Below are 18,395 nucleotides of genomic sequence, written 5' to 3'. Positions count from 1 at the left end.
TGAAGCGATAAATCCGCTAATCACCACTTTACGCGAAAGCCGATATTTCCCTTGTAGCAGTAACTATCACCGAATTCGGCCAGGCTGGTGTTAACTGAACCCTTTCCATAGATCGAATATTTATCGCCATCCCAATTGTAGCTACCGCCCAGCCCGACGCCACCCCATAGGCGTTCGTTGCTGTTGGCGAAGCTGGGGCAGCGCCGGATCAATCATAAGTCCGCTCGTAAGATCACGTGCCCCACAACGCCACGAAGTGCTCCGGCGAAACCTCGCGATATTCACGCAAAGGCACGACAAAATCCGCGGGCCGAATAGGGCTCTTGAGTTCTCCCCCTTCGCTTGAAAGCCTGGTCTTGCGTCGGTCAGGGTCAGGGATCGGAACCGCCGCCATCAGCTTGCGTGTATAGTCGTGTTGGGGGTTTTCAAAGACCGACGACCTCGGCCCTATTTCTACGATCTCGCCCAGATACATTACGGCCACGCGATGGCTTACACGCTCCACAACGGCCATGTCATGCGAGATGAACAGGAACGCTAGATCAAGGCTCTCCTGAAGATCCAGCATGAGGTTGATGACCTGAGCCTTGATCGAGACATCCAGCGCCGACACACTTTCATCGGCAACGATAACCTTGGGCTTCAGGGCAAGCGCGCGGGCGATACAGATGCGCTGTCTTTGCCCGCCGGAAAATTCATGCGGGTAGCGCTTTGCCATATCCGGCGTCAGGCCGACCTTTTCCAGCATGTCTGCGACAACATTCTTCGCATCCCTTGCGCTTCCCAACCGGTGTTCAATGTAAGGTTCCGCAATGGCGGCTCCCACCGTCATACGCGGGTTCAACGACGCGTAAGGATCCTGAAAGATCATCTGAACAGTTCGGCGCATCTCGCGCATGGACTGCCTGCCGAGGCTGAGGATATTCTGGCCTTCCACCAGAACCTCACCGGAGTCCGGTTCGGTCAATCGCATGATGGCGCGCCCGGTCGTCGATTTCCCGCACCCGCTTTCGCCGACCAGCGAAAGGGTTTCCCCCTTGCGCAGAGTGAAAGACACGTTCTCCACCGCATGGACACGCCCGCTCAGTCGAGACATGAAGCCTGAATAAATCTCGAAGCGCTTTGTAAGACCTTTTACTTCCAGCACCGGAACATCGACGTTGTCGACGGTATCCGCCACTTCGACCGGTTTTTCCGCGAGCCCAGTCGCATCGTCTACTATCGGAAACCGTAGAGGACGTTGATAGCCCTGCATCGAACCCAGTACAGGAACCGCCGACAAAAGTGCTCGCGTATAGGGATGTTTGCTTTGCCTGAAAATATCGGCCGTCTGTCCTGTCTCAACCTGCTTTCCACGAAACATGACAACAGTACGATCCGATATTTCCGCCACCACGCCCATATCATGCGTAATGAAAAGAACCGAAGTGCCCTCTTCTTCCTGCAACGTTTTGATAAGATCGAGGATTTGGCCTTGAATGGTTACATCCAGTGCCGTGGTCGGTTCGTCGGCGATCAGCAATTTGGGTCTCGATGCCAGAGCCATTGCAATCATGACGCGCTGACGCATACCGCCCGAAAAACGATGCGGATATTCATCAAAGCGGGATGCAGCGGACGGAATGCGGACCTTTTCAAGCAAGCGGACCGTCTCAGCGCGCGCGTCTGCCTTCGACATTTGCGAATGGCAGAGCAATGCTTCGGAAATCTGGTCGCCGATTGTGAAGAGCGGATTGAGGCTCGTCATCGGCTCCTGAAAGATCATGGCAATTTCGTTGCCGCGAATGCGGCGCATTTCATTTTCCGAGAGCGTCAGAAGCTCCCGACTGGCCAAGCTGATACTGCCTTCGATGCGGCTCGTATCCTTCTGCAGAAGACGCATGATCGACAGCGAAGTAACACTCTTGCCCGAGCCGGATTCGCCGACGATTGCGACGGTTTCTCCCGGATGAACGTCGAAGGAAACATCATCGACAACCGGTTTCCATGCGCCGTCGACCAGAAAGGAGGTAGTCAGTCCTCGAACGGATAAAACAGGTTCGTGTTTTCCAACCGTCGCAAATTTCCCAGACGTCATAATGTTCCTCCGCGTTACTCAGCCTCTGCCAGCCATCAATCCGGCCAACGCAGCAAGCCATCGAAGCGATGCCTGCTTCGGTCCTCAAAGGGGGTAGCGATAATCTCGTTCGATGCCCGGGCTCTGTCGAGTTCCTCACCCAAACGTCGAGCCACGACAGTCTCCTGTCCGGGATGCAGATTGCATGGGTCGAGATAGAAATAGTTGTGCTCTACCTCATGGTCACGGGTTATGATCGGTGGATTCCCACGCGCAAGAGCGGTTACGAGATCCCAAGCCGTGATGTGCGCATCGGCTGCAGACACAATCACTCGCAGGCGGTCGAGCGGATTGTTCGTCGGATCTGGTTCGATCAGAGCCGTGACACCGGGGCGGCCATCAAGCGTTCTCTTCCACAGTTCCAGATATCCGGTTTCCCGTTCGCGAATTCCGGCATGGTCACGCTTTTCCCATGCTTCCAGTGCAGCCATGACGCCGTAAATGCTCTCTTTGCCAACTTTCATGCCGCGCCCAATGCCGAGATTTTGCAGGAAAGCATGGCGAACGAGTTCCTTCTTGCCTGCGACAATCCCCGAGCTTGGGCCGCCAAGAAACTTGTGTCCCGAATAGATTGCAATATCTGCGCCCTTTTCCAGAAAGAGCTTCAGGTCATATTCGGATGCAGCATCCACGATCACCGGCACGCCCCTGGCGTGCGCGATCTCGACAAACTCGCTTAGATGCAGAAGGCCATAGTCCACAACATGGTGCGATACGACATAAACCGCCGCAGCCGTCTTTTCGGTAATCGCATTCTCCATGTGATAGCGATGGGTAGATGTCGCCTGTCCGATCAGGACGACCTTGCCTCCCGCAAGCCGGATTGCCTGATCGACCGGAGCGCCGTAACTGACCACGTGACCGGTCTGCACCAGAACTTCGTTCTTTTCAGGCGTCGTATCCGGCAGCCTTTCAATCGCGAGAAGGTTGTTGCCTGTCATGGTTCCGGCAACAGTAAGTGTAATGCCTGACGAGCAGGACGCCGTGACGAAGCCAGCTTCGCCGCCTGTCAACCGTGCAATCACTTCGCTTGCCTTGCGCTGGAGATCGTTGACCTCGACGAACTGGGGCAAGATCGCTGCCATCGCCTCTATTGCCTCGGGCACCACGATGGATGCGCCAAGCGATGTCATCGTGCCGGAAACATTGATGACCGGTCGAAGCCCGATCTTGCGGCGGATATCATCGGTCATGTCAATTCTCCCATTTCTTTCGCTGTCTCAGGTATCGACATATATGCCATAATAATGTAATAACTTCTCGAATTTCACACGGAGCACTTGAGTGAGCGTATTGTCAACCGCTATTCCCGCCGAAACGTCCCCTGCAGACGATACCGAAACCAAGTCGACACGCCGCTCGCGTGTCAGCGGCATCGACCGTGCGTTGCAGGTGATTGACTATCTTTATGAGGCCGGCGCTCCAGCTGGTCCCTATGCGATTGCCAAGGCGATCAAGGCGCCTCTGTCCACGGTCTATGTGACCATCGATGATCTCGTTGAGAAAAACATGCTCGCCCGCAACGCGGACGGTGCGATCTGGCTCGGTGCGCGGCTCTATCATTACGGTCTTGCCTACGCGCGGTCGCTTGATTTCATGAGCGTCGCCACGCACGAAATGCATGATCTCTGCCGCGAAGCGAACGAAGCAGTGCAACTGTGCGGCCGGGATGGAGACCATATGCTTGTTCTGGCCATGGCGGACGGACCAAGCCCGTTTCAGGTTGCCTCGCGTGTCGGCACAAGAGTACCTTTGAACTGGACTGCATCCGGTCGGCTTCTGGTGGGGCATTTGGCTGAGAATGAACGGATCGAGCTTTTCAAGCGCTGCGCCCGGACTTCTCCGACCGGTCGGGCCGAAATCGACGCCACGAGTCTCTCGGAGGCTGCGGCGAAAGCCTTCGATGAGCGGCTCTCGATCCAGATTGCGGAATCCGACTATGCCGTTGCCTGCATTGCTTCCCCGATCTGCGACCGCGATGGACAATGCGTTGCGACAATCTCCATCGTGCTTCCTGAACAGAAAGTGCTTTCCGACGAAAGCCGCTACACCGGTCAGGTGCGCGCTTCGGCGGCGAAGATCGAAAAGCTGATGGGCTGGCGCAATCATTGACGCTGTCCTAGTCTTTCAGGGCGACGATCGCTTCGATCTCAACCGTGATATTGCCCGGCAAGGAACCGAAGCCGACGGCTGAACGCGCATGTTGACCGGCTGCACCAAACACTTCGATGAAAAGATCGGAGCAGCCGTTGATGACATTGGGGTGTAGCTCGAAGTCGGGCACGGCGTTGACCATGCCCAACAGCTTCACGACACGCTTTACACGGGAAAGGTCGCCAAGCGCTCCGTGCATGACGGCCAGCAGATTGATACCGGTGAGACGGGCATCCTGATAGGCCTGATCCACGCCGATGTCGCCGCCGACCTTACCGGCCCGCAAATGTCCGCTCTCTTCCCTTGGCCCTTGCCCGGAAAGATAGAGGATGTTGCCTTCCCGAACATGCGTGACAAAGTTCGCGATGGGCGGCGGCGGCGGCGGCAAGGTTATGCCAAGTGAAGCCAGGCGCTCATAGGGGGAGTATCGTACTTCGGTCGTTTGGAGAGAATGGGACACGAATTTTCCTCATCATTTCGTCACGGGACGTTCCCGCAAAATTCAATGCGGCGCTGCCAGTTTCAGCGCCACGAATAGCCGTGGCTGTGGCGAACGAGTTTGCGCGCACGCGGCACATAGCGGCTGGCCGTAATCGCCTCAGCGCCAATGACTGCGTAGCGGGGCTCAAAAAGCCTGTTCAGCCGAGACACATCACCATTGGAATCCGTCGCTTCCAAGTCGGCATCAACCAGATCGAAGATCGTGAAATCGGCACGTTGCCCAACAGAAAGCCGGTTTTCCATCGAGAGCTTGATCACCGATGCCGGGTTATGCGTGACGGCTTCGATGACATTTTCAAACGGCATGTTGACCGACAGCAATTTGGACATTGTTGTCGCCAGATCCCAGACAGGAAAGTTCATCGAATGTCCGTGCAGGTCTGTCGAGATCGAGAATGGAAGGAGTCCCCGTTCAATTGCCGCCTCCGCGACCTTGAACGAGAAGGACGCCCCGCCGTGGCCAATATCCAGCCGGATGCCCTCGCCCGCGCAGCGTTCCGCGAGGTTGAACAGGTCTTCGTCTTCCATGATGCTGGAGCCGGACTTGCCGTTGAAGCAATGCGTAACCACATCGCCGGGCCCGAGAATTTCAAGAACTTCATCATAGAGCGCGGGCGGCTCACCCACATGGACCATCATGGGCACTTTCAGTATCTTCGCGATCTTCTTGCCAAGCTTGACTGGCGTAACGCCCCACGACCCGGTTATGACGTGGCTGGCCCGGACCTTGATCCCCACGATATGCTCGCTATTGGCTGCGTAGCATTCGAGAATACGGTCGAGATCAATATCTTTGATATCGCGCAATTCCGGAACCCGGTTGCAGGCGACAAGGCCGATTGAACCAAGATTGAGGAAGGCTTTGATCCGTTCCCTGGCAGGTTCAATGATATATTCCCGGAAGCCGTGAAAATTGGCCTCCCCCGCCGAACCGGCATCGACGAGTGTCGTCACCCCTCGTTCAGCGCCGCATTCGGAAGGGCGTATCGAGATATCCGTACCACCATGCCAGATATGAACATGCAGATCGACCCAACCCGGCGAAATCCAGGCTCCCTTGCCATCGATCCGCTCCACCTCTGCCGGTGCGTTCAACGACTTGCCGATGGCGCTGATATTGCCGTCCTTCCCGACGAGAATATCGGTCGTCGTATCGGAATGTTCACCGAAAGCTACCGGTCTGACATTGGTGATGAGAAGCGGCTTCGCCTGTTCACCGGAAATCATATTACAAATCCCTTCGCAGTCTTGGATCGAGCATGTCGCGTAGTCCGTCGCCAACCATCTGAAGCGAGAGGACGGAAAGAATGATGGCGAAGCCGGGGAAGTAGGTCATCCAGTCGGCTTGGCCGATATATTGGCGTCCCGCGGCGATCATGGTTCCCCAAGTTGGAATCTCGGGGCTTACGCCGAGACCAAGGAAGGAGAGCCCCGCTTCGGCAAGCATTGCGCTCGCAAAGAGGAAAGTGCACTGCACGATGATGGGCGAGATCAGATTTCTCAGCACGTGCCGCGTCATGATGTGGAATGTCGAGATTCCAAGCGATTGAGCCGCCTCGACATAAGGCAATTCACGGATCACCAGCGTCGAGGCGCGCACGATGCGCGCCAGCCTCGGTGAGTAGACGACTGACAGGGCAACGATGACCGTCGCCAGCGATGGGCCGAGCGCAGCGACCAGCGCGATGGCCAGCAGAATGTCGGGGAACGCCATCATCGCGTCGATCAGGCGAGCGATGGGAGTATCCAGACGCTGAAAGAAACCTGCGAGCAATCCGAGTGTCACTCCTATGATCGCCGACAGGACGACAACAGCCGCGCCCACCATAAGTGACAGCCGTCCGGCATAGATCGTACGAGAAAAGACGTCACGTCCGAACTCATCCGTGCCAAACCAGAACATTTCGCTCGGCGGCTTGAGACGGTTGACGATGGATAGCTTCGACGGCGAATAAGGTGCAATCCAGGGCGCCAGCAGCGCGAGGATGGCAAAGACCGCAAGCACGATAATGCCAGCCGCCACTGTCTTGCGTTTGAACAGCCGACGGACAAACAAAGCGCGTTCCGAGGGTGCTTTTTGCGTAGTCGTAACCAGATCGGCCATCAGTAGCGAACCCTCGGATCTACGAACAGATAGAGCATGTCGATGATGAAATTGATCAAGACATAGAGCCCCGCGATGACGAGCAGCGCGCCTTGGATTACCGGATAATCCCGACGCAGGACTGCAGACACCACAAGATTGCCAACCCCCGGCAGGCCGAACACTGTTTCCGTCACCACGGCGCCGGAGATCAGGACGGCCGCGGTGAGACCAATCACGGTCAGGATCGGGATCAGCGCGTTCTTCAAGGCATGCTTCATGATCACACGCCGCTCTATCAGGCCCTTTGCGCGCGCCGTGCGGATGTAATCGTCACCTAGAACATCAAGCATTGAGGCACGTGTGAAGCGCAGGATCAGGGCAGAGGAAACCAGCCCCAGCGCGATGGCTGGCAGGATCAGATGATACATTCGATCCATGAAGCTCGAACCCGGCCCGCCATAGCCGGACACCGGAAACAGGTTCAGCCGGACCGCAAAAAACTGCATGAGGATAAGGCCGAGCCAGAAGCTCGGTATGCTCGCTGCGAGCATGGCAACCGTCGTTGCAGCCTGATCCACAAAGGAACCACGTCTGTAAGCCGCATAAACTCCGACCGGCAGAGCAATGATGCATGCAATCAGAAGCGAAAGAACTGTCAGAAAGAACGTCGGCTCGGCTCTATCGAGCAATGCTGCGCCGACTGGCATGTTGAGGAATATCGACTGGCCGAGATCGCCCTTCAGCAGCTGACCTATGTAGTAAAAGTACTGAATGACCAGCGACTGATCCAGACCAAGCCGGGCGCGCAGATCGGCAATATCCTGCGCCGATGCATCTGGTCCAAGCATGACGGCGGCAGGATCGCCGGGCGTCACCCGGACAATCACGAACACGATCGTCACGACCAGAAACATGACGACAGCCATGCCGACAAATCGCTGAAGGATGTAGCGCACCATGCGATCAGATTCTCCAGATTGAAGATTTCAGCAAATGCCGACCGGACGGACGGCATTTGCATTGCCGGGAGTTACTTCTTCAACGAAGCATTCCAGAAGTAAGGCCACGGCGCTGGCTCAACGCCCTCCAGCTTGGTGGACATCGCCGCGACAGCATTGAAGTCGCCGATCTTGATCAGGGGCAGTTCGTCATAGATGGTCTTCTGAACGTCTGCCCACAGCGCAATGCGCTTGTCCGGATTGGATTCCGACGTGAAAGCATCGACTACGGTTTTACGCGCTGGCGTGTCCCACCAGCCCGGCGAACTGGTCGACAGAGACCCCATCAAAGCAGGTTCGGGCAGGAAAGGGCTGTGCGTTATATAGATATCCCAGAGCTTGGGATCAGCACGGCGCTGCGTCAGCGTCGCCCAATCGACAACCTGCAAATCCACGTTGAAACCGGCAAGCTTCAGATATTCGGCGGCCACCTGCGCCATCTTGTAATGGAACTCATATTGGCGGCTGGTCAGAATGCGCAGCGGCTCTCCATTGTAGCCGGCAGCCTTCAAATCTTCTGCTGCAGCTTCCGGCTGGGCCACGTTATAATTGCCTTCCACACCCGCGTCCGTATTCCAGACGAAATTGGAAGGATAGAAGGCACCGTCTAATGCGTAGAATTCCGTACTGCCGAACGCAGCCGCAAGCATGTCTTCCATACTCAATGCGTGTGTTACAGCCTTTCGTACCGGCAATTTCGACGCCACCCCTTCCTTGGTGTTGAAGACAAACACAGGATAGCCGAAGGGCTTCAGAAGCAATGGCTGGGAAGCTGTCGAAGACTTGATCTTGTCAAAGGATTCGACCGGAATGGAATCGACATAATCATACTGTCCGGAAACCGCGGCCTCGACACGAGTGTTGGCGTCCGGGACCGATACGAAACGGATTTCGTCGAGATATTGATGACGCGCGCCGCCATAACCGTCGCTCTCGCCGTCGCGCGACTTGTAACCGTCGAAACGCACGAGCTGAATATACTGATCTGCCTTTCGCTCCTTGAGCATATAGGGACCGGTGCCGATAAATTCGTTCATCGGCTCAGCCTGCTTTTCTGAGGGTATGATGATCGCCGCAGAATTGTTGAAGGCAAGCAGTGAGGTCAGTGGCGCATATGGCTGCTTGAGCGTTATCGTCACCGTAGCCGGATCGGTCGCCGCGATATTTTCAATAAAGACCGATGCCTGTTTTCCCCGCGAAGCGAGCTTTGTCCAGCGCTCCAGCGACGCAACCACGTCTTCCGACGTCATGTCGCTACCGTCATGGAACTTGATGCCGGAACGGAGCTTGATCGTATAGGTTTTTCCGTCCGCGCTGATTTCCGGCAGGCTTTCTGCCAATAATGGCGTCGGCTTCCATTCCTTGTCGAAGGTGTAGAGCGTTTCGAAAATATGCTGCGTGACGATCCCCACCAGATCAGCGGTGGAAACCATCGGATCGAGCGTCGGCGGCTCGCCGATTGTCGCGACATTGATAACGCCGCCCTTATCCTGCGCCAGTGAAGCACCGGGACTCAAGAGCATCGCAGAAGCCAGAAGGAGTGCTAGTTTGATCCGCAAGACAAAATCCCCATTTTTGAATTGTTCCACAATTATGTTATATAAGCTTTTATAAAAGAATACCGGAGAACGTGGAGGTGTCAATCCATCAAAGGTCATCGACCGGAAATCCTCCGTCGAAAACGATGGCGAACTCTTTCTGTGTGCTAATTTCGGATTTTGAGGTATCCGCGCCGAGGGCTGCATCGATGAGATGTGCACCCTGATCCAGGCAAAGACCAAGGTTGTCTCAATGCGAGATGCGCGACAATTGACGAACGAACCGTAACAGCAAACACTTACCATCGAGGAAGAAATGAACCGAGATATCGTCACCGTTGGCGCGCTACTCGTCGTCGGAGTGGCCTCTTGTATTGGCTGGTCGCAAAACATGGCCGGTAAAGCAAGGTTGGTTTCGCCACCCGATCAATCGCAGCAGCCGCGACGGGACGAAACAAAGATCATCACGATCGCGGACGGGACGCGTGGAGAAAAGAGATCCGTGGACACCGGCTCAGACGGACCATCACAGGGTGACCTGTTCGTCTTCGATCAACCTTTGATGGATTAGTACCGGCGCGATATAGGCACCAATAGCGGCTGCTGCGTGACGACCAAAAGCGGTGCTCACGGACAGTGCCAATGGACACTGAAATTCGAAGCCGGAAGCATCGTGGTAGCAGGACAAGAGGCTGAAAACGGAAAATCGGCGCTTGCCGTAATCGGAACCACTGGCAAATTCTCCGGCTTTCTGGGCGAGATGTCGTCAGAACCCAAGGGTGATGGAACGTTCCTCCAGGAACTTACCTTGTTTCGCCCATAGGAAACCAAAGGCACGAAGTTCCAGCTGCAGCATGTTTAGGATTTGCCATCTGGATTTGATGGGTCGTCACCAGACAAGCGCTGGAGCATTCGCATCATCCCTCTCCCCCCCCCCCCCGCTCGCGTTATGCAGGCCTGACAGTGATCAATTTCACTCCTTACGAAGCCTACCTTATCATCTTTGGCTATTTCGGCTGGCCCTTGACAGGTTTGCTCGCAATCGTGTCGGCCGGGCTCGGCTATCGGGCTGTTCCTCCCGGCTGGCGAATCTTCTTTTTGATGATCGCGGCAATTTTCGTCTTTCCGATTGTCACCGTATGGACTCCTCCGGTTTGAGTAACCGCATGGGAGGAGGATCGGGAGCGCGGCAAGACCCAAAGTGGTTGGAGAACGGGAATTAGCGGCGTAACTTCGATGACTTGTGGAAATCTCAAAGGTTGCTCAATCGGAAACGCGGCGTTGCCTCGTGTTCCTTTGTTCAGCACCGGACAGTCCGCTGGAGTAAGCTTCGATATCATCTGCGACAACTCATCCTTGAAGGCACCCAAGGAACCTTTGGCGCGCCGGTAGTAAGCGCCAAGAGATTGCAGCGAAGCCACTACGCCGTTATCGCTTGGTGAAGTCGTTCTTCTATTTAGGCTCCAGTGTTGCTTTGGGGACCAGCAAGCTGATTTCGAGACCAGTCGAGGTCCAGTTCCGTTGAACCCTGGCGTTGAGAGCGCCCGAGAGCGCGGCCTCCAACCGGGTTCCAAACCCTTCAACATTGGGTTCTTCGGGGTGATCCTGTACGGTTTCCGACCAGAGCAATTCAAACGTATCTTCGGTTTCAAGGGCAGTTACAGAAAGGTTGCCCCCAGGCGCTGAAAGCGCCCCATGCTTGGCCGCATTGGTCGCGAACTCGTGGAGCAACAACGAAAGACTGCTCAGCTGCTTTCCGGAGACCGCGGGATTGGCGCCGGTAACGGTTATATTCTGGTGATCGTAAGGTTCGAGTATTGTCTGAAGAAGCGCGTGGAGAGAGATGGACGCCGCTCCAACTTCTTCCCAATCGGGCATTGTTAGTGCGTGGGCTCTTGCAAGTGAAGAAAGTCTGGACTGCAAATGCTGACGCAATTCCTCGGCGGTTTTCACTTCCCGCCCGCTCAAGGAAACAATCGCGTTTGCCAGTGCAAAAAGGTTTTTGATCCGATGATTCATTTCGCCCATCAGGAGGCGCTGTTGTTCCTGAGCCCGACGCCGCTCGGTGATATCCCTGGCTATTTTGGATGCGCCAATAATTTTGCCCCCTGCATTCCGGATCGGAGAGATGGTTAGAGAGATATCAAAAAGCGTCCCGTTTTTTTTCTTTCGTACGGTTTCGAAATGATCCACGCGGTTTCCCGCGCGAATCTGGGCCAAAATCGCCGGCTCCTCTTGCAGGCGATCATCCGGGATAAGGATGGTGATCGGCTTTCCCACAATTTCATCAGGTTCGTATCCGAATAGTCGCTGGGCTCCCCTGTTCCAGGTTTTAACGTTACCATTCAGGTCCTTGCTGATTATCGCGTCATCAGAACCGTCAATGATGGCTGCCAGCCAGTCACGTGGATCGAGTTCGGCATCATAGAAACTCGTTTGCCACGCATATGACCCGGAATAGGAATGCGAAGGTAACACCACCCCGCCCTGCTGATCCATATTTTCGTCATTCATCGGCGTCACCTGAAGTTTGAACGGAATGCTCTAATTTAATACAATAGAGCCACGAGAGTCACTTTTTAGCTAGGACCCAACCTGCTTCGCCCACCCTATAACTTGGTCTTATAACTCGCTCTGGCCGCGCTTGCTATCGCAGAAGGCTTCTCGGCTAAACTTCGCAGTATGGTTCCACCATTTTGAACACATCCAGTACGGTTCAGCCTGTTTCCCGATGCGATTGAGGCTCGTGGTTGTGAAGCTCAGTCCTTAAAACCATTGAAAATCTGGCCCTGGGGCTTTATGCGAAAGCAATCTTCCATATTTTTCCGTGGCAGAGACGTAATGAAATTTTGTTTGCCGGGCTTGGCAGGGAAATCTGTTGCGCCGGGCTGACACCCGCATCGGAGGAGAGCCAGAATGGATTTCACCCTGACACGCCGTCAGACATTGATGGGACTTGGTGCAGTGGGCATCAGCACGGCTTTCGGCTCCCCTGCCCGGGCCGCGACGCGCAATCTGGCGGTGCTCCATCTGGCGAGCCATGCGCCGAGCTATATTGCGCATGAGCGCGGTTATTTCAAAGACGCAGGTCTCGATATCGAGCTGAAATTCTTCGAGGCCGCCCAACCCATGGCGGTCGCCATCGCATCCGGCGACGCTGATTTCGGTGTGACCGCGATGAGCGGCGGGCTTATCAGTCTGGCCGACAAAGGCGCGATCAAGGTCATCGGCGGAGCGCTTGCGGAAGAAAAAGGGATCACCGGCAATGTTATTCTGGCCTCCAACAAGGCTTATGAAGGCGGGCTGAGGGAGCCATCCAAGCTGGCCGGACACAGTTTCGGCATCACCACGGCGGGTTCGTCATTCCATTTCATGGCGCACAAGTTCGCCAAGGCCAATAATATTCCGCTTTCAGAAATCCAGCTCCGACCGCTACAGAAACTCGGCGCCTTGGTAGGCGCCCTGTCAACCGGGCAGATCGATTCCTGGGCGATCCAGCCCAATATCGCGAAAAAGCTCATTCGCGAAGGCGCTGCCAAACAGATCGGCCTCGTTTCCGACTACGCTCCGGATTATCAGGTCACTACAGCATTCACGTCTACTAAGAATGCGAGCGACGAGCGCGCCATGACGGAAGCTTTCGTGAAAGCCTACTCCCGGGCAATCGACGATTATAATGCGGCTTTCGTCGACAACACGGCGGATGATGCGGCGCGCGACGACATCGCAAAAATCGTGCACAAATATGTCGAAAGCGACAGCCCGTTCGAGACGGCAAAACAAAACCTGATCGATGGGGCAATGCGCATCAACAAGGGGCTGGCCCTTTCGCTCAACAGCTGTATGGAGCAACTGGATTGGTTCCGCTCCGAGGGCATGGTCAAGGAAGACGTCACGCAGGAAAAACTTTTCGACACATCCTACGTCAAGACGATCTAAGTCTGGCTAAACTTAAATCTTCCGTGCCCGGCTGGCTTGCCGAGCACAAGCCGGAACAGGCATCCAAAGCTGGGATGTTGTCGTCGGCGAGCGTACTTTCCGACTGGAGTTGAAATGGATCTGCAGCTTAAGAACGTCAGCCATTTTTATGGTCCGGTCGAAGTTCTGAACGATATTTCGCTCGCCATCCCGCAAGGGCAGATAGTCTGCCTGATCGGACCGTCGGGCTGCGGAAAATCCACGCTCCTGCGATTTCTCGGCGGGCTTGAAAAACCTTCCTCGGGTGAGGTGCTGCAAATTGGGTCGCCGCCAAAGGATTCGCTCAATCCCCTCACTTATGTCTTCCAGCATTTTGCTCTGCTGCCGTGGCGCACCGTCGAAGGAAATATCAAGCTGGTGCTTGAGGATCACGGACTTGGTCGAGCTGAAATGGACAGGATTGTCACCAATGTTCTGGAGCGCACCCGGCTGTTGGATTTCCGGCAGGCATTGCCGAAGCAGCTTTCGGGCGGCATGCGCCAGCGCGTGGCGATCGCGCGTGCCTTGTCGGTGCGCCCTGCCGTCATGCTGATGGACGAACCCCTGTCGGCTCTCGACAGCCAGACGCGAGAACTGCTGATGGACGATCTGATTGCGCTGTGGACGCGTCAACCGTTCACATCGGTCTATGTCACGCACAATCTCAACGAAGCTGTTCGGCTTGGTCATCGGGTCGTGGTGTTGTCGCGAAGGCCCGGAAGGATCAGGGAAATTGTCGATATCGATATTCCCCTTTCCGAGCGTCATCTTGGCGACCCCGTTCTTGAAGAAAAGCAGAGAGAGCTCTGGGAGTTGATGCGGGCGGAGGCGCAGGCTGCAGATCAGGAGTTGATCAATGGTTGAGATCACAGAAATGAAGCAGCCCCGCCCGGATGTTCGCCCGGTCCCTTTCCGGGGGGGCGGTTTTGCGCCCCAGCCGGTGTCCCATATGGCCCTGATCCTGTTCGCGGCACTGCTGGCGCTCGCGGAAATCGGAACCCGTAGCGGCTTCATATCCAACCTGACATTGCCACGCCCATCCGCCGTGCTGGAAACCTTCGTCCAGCTCTGGCAGACCGGCCTCCTGTGGCAACACCTGCTGCCATCACTAAGGCGACTTGTCATCGGCGCCAGCCTCGGTATCGCAGTCGGCGTCGGTCTCGGCGTGATGATCGGCCTGTTCAGTTATGTTCGGGCAGGTCTGGTACCGCTCGTCGCAGCCCTTTTCCCGATTCCCAAGATCGCGCTCCTGCCGCTTTTCGTCATTTGGTTCGGCATCGACGAAATGTCGAAATACATGCTCATCGCTTTTGGCACCTTTACGCCAACGGTCGTCGCCACTTACGGCGCAGTCGACAATGTGGATCGGTCGCTCGTGCGCATGGGCCAGAGTTTCGGTCTCGGCTGGTGGTCCATCGTCCGCAAGATCATCCTGCCGGGCGCCTTTCCTGCAATCCTGTCCGGATTGCGGGTCTCGATCTCCATCGGCATCATTCTGCTGGTCGCAGCCGAAATGCTCGGCGCCCAGTTCGGCGTCGGTTCCTATATCCTTGAAGCAGGCTCGCTCTACGACCTTGAAAAGCTGTTTGCCGGGGTCACAATCCTGTCGGTGATGGGCCTGATTGTCAATTTCATCATCGGGCAGATCGAGAAACGTTTCCTGACCTGGCGCGGCTGATCGCAACAATATTTCGCCTGAGCTTCTTTTTGTCGATAGTTTGAAACGCACCATGCGCTTTTCGTTGCATGTTCTTGCCGGGACGTTATACGAAGAGACTCTATCGCAAATTTTTGCGCCTCACTTTTTGATGGACAAGATTATGCATCTTGTGCGTTCCCCCTTTCATGAGGCGCTACCCGAAGAGGAGCGGATATATGAGCCGTTATGGCAGAGCACATCGTCAGTTCACGGGATGTGACTAGCGATGAGCGCCGAACCAAGCCCTATTCAAGTGGAAGAGACACGCAAGACAGCAATTGCGCTCAAGGATGTGCAGATTTCGTTCAAACTGGCCGATGGTGGCCGTTTCGATGCTGTCGCCGAAAGCAATCTTGAAGTTGCCGAAAACGAATTCGTGGCGATTGTTGGCCCGACCGGTTGCGGAAAATCCACATTGCTCAATGCCGTTGCCGGGCTTCTAGTACCCGCCAGCGGCACTGTCGAGATCAGCGGCCAGCGGCTGCAAGGCCTCAATCGCAAGGCAGGTTATCTCTTCCAGCAGGACGCTCTCATGCCCTGGAAGACCGTGCTGGACAATGTTGCCATCGGGCTGGAAATCACAGGCACGCCAAAGGCACAGGCCCGCGAACAGGCTCGCGAGTGGCTGGCCCGCGTCGGTCTTGCAAGTTTTGGTGACCGCTATCCGCATATGCTGTCGGGGGGACAGCGCAAGCGCGTCGGCCTTGCGCAGGTGCTGATCCGCAATCCGAAATATCTGCTGATGGACGAGCCCTTCGGCCCTCTCGATGCGCAGACGCGTGTCATCATGGGCGACCTTCTGCTCGACCTGTGGTCGCAGGACAAGAAGGCGGTCATGTTCGTGACCCACGATCTGGAAGAGGCCATCGCGCTGGCGGATCGCGTCGTCATCATGTCTGCCGGGCCGCGTGCCCGCATCATGGCTGAGTATAAAATTCCCCTCGCCCGCCCGCGCGAGATTTCCGAAATACGCCTCGACGACAAGTTCCACGAAATTCATCGCGAAATATGGAGTGCGCTCAAGGAAGAGGTTCTCAAGGGCTATCAGCAGACGAGTGGGGAAAAGAAATGAAAAAGCCTATGCTGTTTCTGGCGCAGCTCAGCGTGGCGGTGGCCGTCATTCTGGTCTGGCACCTCTTCACCGCAACCCACTTGCTGGGCAATCCGGCCAAAGCGAAGTTTTTCTTTGCCACGCCGGGCGATGTGGCCGTTCGCATCTCCAAATGGTTTGCGGAAGGCACGATCTGGTATCATCTCGGCATCACACTGCTTGAAGCCATGCTGGCCTTTGCCATCGGCGCAATCGGCGGTGTGCTGATCGGCTTCTGGTTTGCCCGCAAGCCTTTGCTCGCCGCGATCTTCGACCCCTACGTGAAGGCCGCCAATTCGCTGCCGCGTGTCGTGCTGGCGCCGATCTTCGCGCTGTGGCTCGGTCTCGGCATCTGGTCCAAAGTCGCACTTGGCGTATCGCTGGTCTTCTTCATCGTCTTCTTCAACGTCTATCAGGGCGTGAAGGAAGTGAACCAGACTGTGCTCGCCAATGCCCGTATGCTCGGCATGAACGAGCGCCAGCTTTTGCGCAACGTCTATCTGCCATCCGCGCTGTCGTGGATGTTCTCAAGCCTGCATACGGCTGTCGGCTTTGCCGTCGTCGGCGCGGTCGTGGGGGAATATCTCGGTTCATCGGCGGGGCTTGGCTACCTGATCCATCAGGCCGAAGGCGTGTTCGACGTTACCGGCGTCTTTGCCGGCATGCTGGTGCTGACGGCCTTCGTGCTCGTCATCGACTGGGGCGTCTCTATCATCGAAGCCCGCCTGCTGGTCTGGCGCCCGAAAGCTGCCGGACACAATGGTTAAAAGGATTCAAGGAGGAAACCATGAGAACAACACGTAGAGATATCTTGCTGGGCGCCGCTGCCTTCGGGCTTGCGAGCATCGCCTCGCGCCTGCCCGCCTATGCGCAGGATGCATCCGCGGCACCTGAAAAACCGGAACTGATGTTCGGCGTCGGCGGCAAGCCGCTCTTCTATTACCTCCCCCTCACCATTGCCGAGCGCAAGGGATTCTTCGAGGAAGAAGGCATCAAGGCCACCATCAATGATTTCGGCGGTGGCGCAAAGTCCCTGCAGGCGCTGATCGGCGGTTCGGTCGATGTGGTCACTGGCGCATATGAGCACACCATTCGCATGCAGAACAAGGGACAGGACATCAAGGCCGTCTGCGAGCTTGGCCGTTTTCCGGGAATCTGCATCGGCGTGCGCAAGGACCTTGCCGGTGAGATCAAGACGATTGCCGATCTCAAGGGCCAAAATGTCGGCGTCACGGCGCCAGGTTCATCGACGTCGCTGTTGCTGCAATATGCGCTCATCAAGAACGGTCTCGCCGAAGACGCCGCTTCGATCATCGGTGTGGGCGGTGGCGCAAGTGCGGTCGCAGCCATCAAGAAGGGTGAAATTGCCGCTCTCGTCCATCTCGATCCGGTCATCACGCGACTAGAAGTGGATGGCGACATCACACTGCTTCTCGACACGCGCACCGAAGAGGGCACGCGTCAGCTTTTCGGCGGCACCAATCCCGCAGCGACCGTATATGCGCAACAGAGCTTCATCGATGCCAATCCGGTTACAACGCAGCGTGTCGTCAATGCATTCGTCAAATCGCTGAACTGGATCCATAAGGCTTCTGCCGATGAAGTGGCGGATGCCGTGCCGGAGGAATATCTGCTGGGTGACCGGGAACTGTACAAGACCGGCTTCGAAAAGTCCCGCGCCATGTATTCTGAAAAGGGTCTGATCGCGGAAGACGGCTTCAAGAGCCTGTTTGAAATGCTCAAGGCTCTCGACCCAGAGTTGGCGAATGCAGATATTTCGTTTGCGCAGACCTTCAATCCACGCTTCGTGGAAGCGGCAAAGGCATAATATCCGCTTTGGGGCAGGGTCGTTTCCCTGCCCCTTTTCAGGTCGCAGTCGGCTGATTGAAGTGGCCCGTGCGTAGGGCGGTCAATCCCCATCCAGAAAGAGCCATCGCCCAGGACACCCGCTCGACAGGTTGGAGCAGCAAGAAGAACGCGTAGGTCCCGACCGGACCAGCGCACTTGGTTCACGTTCTGACATGATAAACGGTCCGGCTTGTGGCCGGACCGCTTTGTGATCTGTCTTCGAAAGGCCTCTTCACATCGGTCTTGTGCCGCATGTCAAAGCTTGACGGCATTTTCCCGCGCCCACAACCGGAGCTTGCGGCAGGATGTAACAAATTCCGACGCTCCCTTTTCATTGTCCAGCGAGATTAGTCCCTCATCCATATCGGGTTCAATGCCCGCCTTTGCCAGTAGCGGCATCGCGCCTGC

Annotated in this window: 17 protein-coding genes and 1 pseudogene; 8 read left to right on the top strand and 10 right to left on the bottom strand. The window is 56.1% G+C overall.

Annotation, left to right across the window (positions count from 1 at the left end; all coding sequences use genetic code 11):
- Positions 1-20: 20 nt before the first annotated feature.
- The 3 genes and pseudogenes from ACOWVS_RS22530 to ACOWVS_RS22520 all read right to left on the bottom strand — a co-directional run.
- A pseudogene (locus ACOWVS_RS22530) lies at positions 21-194 on the bottom strand (autotransporter outer membrane beta-barrel domain-containing protein); the annotation flags it as partial.
- A 38-nt stretch (positions 195-232) separates the two neighbouring features.
- A complete protein-coding gene (locus ACOWVS_RS22525; protein ID WP_006469704.1) occupies positions 233-2,077 on the bottom strand; it encodes an ABC transporter ATP-binding protein in 1,845 nt (614 codons plus the stop codon).
- A gap of 35 nt (positions 2,078-2,112) precedes the next feature.
- A complete protein-coding gene (locus tag ACOWVS_RS22520) occupies positions 2,113-3,309 on the bottom strand; it encodes an aminotransferase class V-fold PLP-dependent enzyme (protein ID WP_063620392.1) in 1,197 nt (398 codons plus the stop codon).
- A 91-nt stretch (positions 3,310-3,400) separates the two neighbouring features.
- Here ACOWVS_RS22520 and ACOWVS_RS22515 point away from each other — a divergent pair, with 91 nt between their 5' ends.
- Positions 3,401-4,228, top strand: coding sequence for an IclR family transcriptional regulator (locus ACOWVS_RS22515; protein ID WP_006469702.1), 828 nt, complete (start codon positions 3,401-3,403; stop codon positions 4,226-4,228).
- A gap of 7 nt (positions 4,229-4,235) precedes the next feature.
- On the opposite strand, the gene ACOWVS_RS22510 is transcribed toward ACOWVS_RS22515, so the two are convergent.
- From ACOWVS_RS22510 to ACOWVS_RS22490, 5 genes are all read right to left on the bottom strand, one after another.
- Positions 4,236-4,730: a RidA family protein gene (locus ACOWVS_RS22510; protein WP_006469701.1), complete on the bottom strand. Its 495-nt coding sequence runs from the start codon at positions 4,728-4,730 to the stop codon at positions 4,236-4,238.
- A 62-nt stretch (positions 4,731-4,792) separates the two neighbouring features.
- Positions 4,793-5,998 carry an amidohydrolase/deacetylase family metallohydrolase gene (locus ACOWVS_RS22505; RefSeq protein WP_006470715.1) on the bottom strand — a complete coding sequence of 402 codons (1,206 nt, stop codon included), beginning with the start codon at positions 5,996-5,998 and terminating at the stop codon, positions 4,793-4,795.
- Between the two features lies 1 nt (position 5,999).
- Positions 6,000-6,875 carry an ABC transporter permease gene (locus ACOWVS_RS22500; RefSeq protein WP_006469699.1) on the bottom strand — a complete coding sequence of 292 codons (876 nt, stop codon included), beginning with the start codon at positions 6,873-6,875 and terminating at the stop codon, positions 6,000-6,002.
- Entirely contained in the window at positions 6,875-7,816 is a 942-nt protein-coding gene (locus tag ACOWVS_RS22495; RefSeq protein ID WP_006469698.1) for an ABC transporter permease, read from the bottom strand. Before ACOWVS_RS22495 ends, ACOWVS_RS22500 begins: the two co-directional genes overlap by 1 nt.
- Before the next feature lie 71 nt (positions 7,817-7,887).
- The gene (locus ACOWVS_RS22490; RefSeq protein ID WP_266018360.1) at positions 7,888-9,378 is read right to left on the bottom strand and encodes an ABC transporter substrate-binding protein; all 1,491 of its coding nucleotides are present in this window, start codon (positions 9,376-9,378) and stop codon (positions 7,888-7,890) included.
- 331 nt (positions 9,379-9,709) lie between these two features.
- Here ACOWVS_RS22490 and ACOWVS_RS22485 point away from each other — a divergent pair, with 331 nt between their 5' ends.
- The gene (locus ACOWVS_RS22485) at positions 9,710-9,964 is read left to right on the top strand and encodes a hypothetical protein (RefSeq protein ID WP_006470717.1); all 255 of its coding nucleotides are present in this window, start codon (positions 9,710-9,712) and stop codon (positions 9,962-9,964) included.
- A gap of 490 nt (positions 9,965-10,454) precedes the next feature.
- On the opposite strand, the gene ACOWVS_RS22480 is transcribed toward ACOWVS_RS22485, so the two are convergent.
- Both ACOWVS_RS22480 and ACOWVS_RS22475 read right to left on the bottom strand, forming a co-directional pair.
- The gene (locus ACOWVS_RS22480; RefSeq protein WP_164874701.1) at positions 10,455-10,814 is read right to left on the bottom strand and encodes a hypothetical protein; all 360 of its coding nucleotides are present in this window, start codon (positions 10,812-10,814) and stop codon (positions 10,455-10,457) included.
- Positions 10,815-10,845: 31 nt separating this feature from the next.
- Positions 10,846-11,907 (bottom strand): PAS domain S-box protein, encoded by a 1,062-nt coding sequence (locus tag ACOWVS_RS22475; protein WP_100229464.1) that lies wholly within the window; start codon positions 11,905-11,907, stop codon positions 10,846-10,848.
- Positions 11,908-12,309: 402 nt separating this feature from the next.
- Here ACOWVS_RS22475 and ACOWVS_RS22470 point away from each other — a divergent pair, with 402 nt between their 5' ends.
- From ACOWVS_RS22470 to ACOWVS_RS22445, 6 genes are all read left to right on the top strand, one after another.
- Positions 12,310-13,332 (top strand): ABC transporter substrate-binding protein, encoded by a 1,023-nt coding sequence (locus ACOWVS_RS22470; RefSeq protein ID WP_006469693.1) that lies wholly within the window; start codon positions 12,310-12,312, stop codon positions 13,330-13,332.
- Positions 13,333-13,446: 114 nt separating this feature from the next.
- Positions 13,447-14,214 (top strand): ABC transporter ATP-binding protein, encoded by a 768-nt coding sequence (locus tag ACOWVS_RS22465; protein WP_006470719.1) that lies wholly within the window; start codon positions 13,447-13,449, stop codon positions 14,212-14,214.
- A complete protein-coding gene (locus ACOWVS_RS22460; protein WP_006469691.1) occupies positions 14,207-15,028 on the top strand; it encodes an ABC transporter permease in 822 nt (273 codons plus the stop codon). The genes ACOWVS_RS22465 and ACOWVS_RS22460 overlap by 8 nt, the downstream gene beginning before the upstream one ends.
- 247 nt (positions 15,029-15,275) lie before the next feature.
- On the top strand, positions 15,276-16,121 hold the full coding sequence (locus ACOWVS_RS22455) for an ABC transporter ATP-binding protein (protein WP_006469689.1): 846 nt from the start codon (positions 15,276-15,278) through the stop codon (positions 16,119-16,121).
- The gene (locus ACOWVS_RS22450) at positions 16,118-16,906 is read left to right on the top strand and encodes an ABC transporter permease (protein ID WP_006470720.1); all 789 of its coding nucleotides are present in this window, start codon (positions 16,118-16,120) and stop codon (positions 16,904-16,906) included. Before ACOWVS_RS22455 ends, ACOWVS_RS22450 begins: the two co-directional genes overlap by 4 nt.
- A 20-nt stretch (positions 16,907-16,926) precedes the next feature.
- Positions 16,927-17,967, top strand: a complete 1,041-nt coding sequence (locus ACOWVS_RS22445) for an ABC transporter substrate-binding protein (protein ID WP_006469687.1) — start codon at positions 16,927-16,929, stop codon at positions 17,965-17,967.
- Positions 17,968-18,395: the final 428 nt, after the last annotated feature.

Source organism: Brucella sp. IR068, from assembly GCF_049065885.1.
Lineage (GTDB): Bacteria > Pseudomonadota > Alphaproteobacteria > Rhizobiales > Rhizobiaceae > Brucella > Brucella intermedia.
This window is presented reverse-complemented; position numbering and strand designations above follow the sequence as displayed.

What these genes read in the sequence shown, in the direction of transcription:
- ACOWVS_RS22505 (WP_006470715.1), bottom strand. Translation starts at nt 5,998, where the DNA reads ATGATTTCCGGTGAACAGGCGAAGCCGCTTCTCATCACCAATGTCAGA.
- ACOWVS_RS22460 (WP_006469691.1), top strand. Translation starts at nt 14,207, where the DNA reads ATGGTTGAGATCACAGAAATGAAGCAGCCCCGCCCGGATGTTCGCCCG.
- ACOWVS_RS22490 (WP_266018360.1), bottom strand. Translation starts at nt 9,378, where the DNA reads ATGCTCTTGAGTCCCGGTGCTTCACTGGCGCAGGATAAGGGCGGCGTT.
- ACOWVS_RS22485 (WP_006470717.1), top strand. Translation starts at nt 9,710, where the DNA reads ATGAACCGAGATATCGTCACCGTTGGCGCGCTACTCGTCGTCGGAGTG.
- ACOWVS_RS22475 (WP_100229464.1), bottom strand. Translation starts at nt 11,907, where the DNA reads ATGAATGACGAAAATATGGATCAGCAGGGCGGGGTGGTGTTACCTTCG.
- ACOWVS_RS22470 (WP_006469693.1), top strand. Translation starts at nt 12,310, where the DNA reads ATGGATTTCACCCTGACACGCCGTCAGACATTGATGGGACTTGGTGCA.
- ACOWVS_RS22455 (WP_006469689.1), top strand. Translation starts at nt 15,276, where the DNA reads ATGAGCGCCGAACCAAGCCCTATTCAAGTGGAAGAGACACGCAAGACA.
- ACOWVS_RS22450 (WP_006470720.1), top strand. Translation starts at nt 16,118, where the DNA reads ATGAAAAAGCCTATGCTGTTTCTGGCGCAGCTCAGCGTGGCGGTGGCC.
- ACOWVS_RS22495 (WP_006469698.1), bottom strand. Translation starts at nt 7,816, where the DNA reads ATGGTGCGCTACATCCTTCAGCGATTTGTCGGCATGGCTGTCGTCATG.
- ACOWVS_RS22500 (WP_006469699.1), bottom strand. Translation starts at nt 6,875, where the DNA reads ATGGCCGATCTGGTTACGACTACGCAAAAAGCACCCTCGGAACGCGCT.
- ACOWVS_RS22465 (WP_006470719.1), top strand. Translation starts at nt 13,447, where the DNA reads ATGGATCTGCAGCTTAAGAACGTCAGCCATTTTTATGGTCCGGTCGAA.
- ACOWVS_RS22525 (WP_006469704.1), bottom strand. Translation starts at nt 2,077, where the DNA reads ATGACGTCTGGGAAATTTGCGACGGTTGGAAAACACGAACCTGTTTTA.
- ACOWVS_RS22445 (WP_006469687.1), top strand. Translation starts at nt 16,927, where the DNA reads ATGAGAACAACACGTAGAGATATCTTGCTGGGCGCCGCTGCCTTCGGG.
- ACOWVS_RS22520 (WP_063620392.1), bottom strand. Translation starts at nt 3,309, where the DNA reads ATGACCGATGATATCCGCCGCAAGATCGGGCTTCGACCGGTCATCAAT.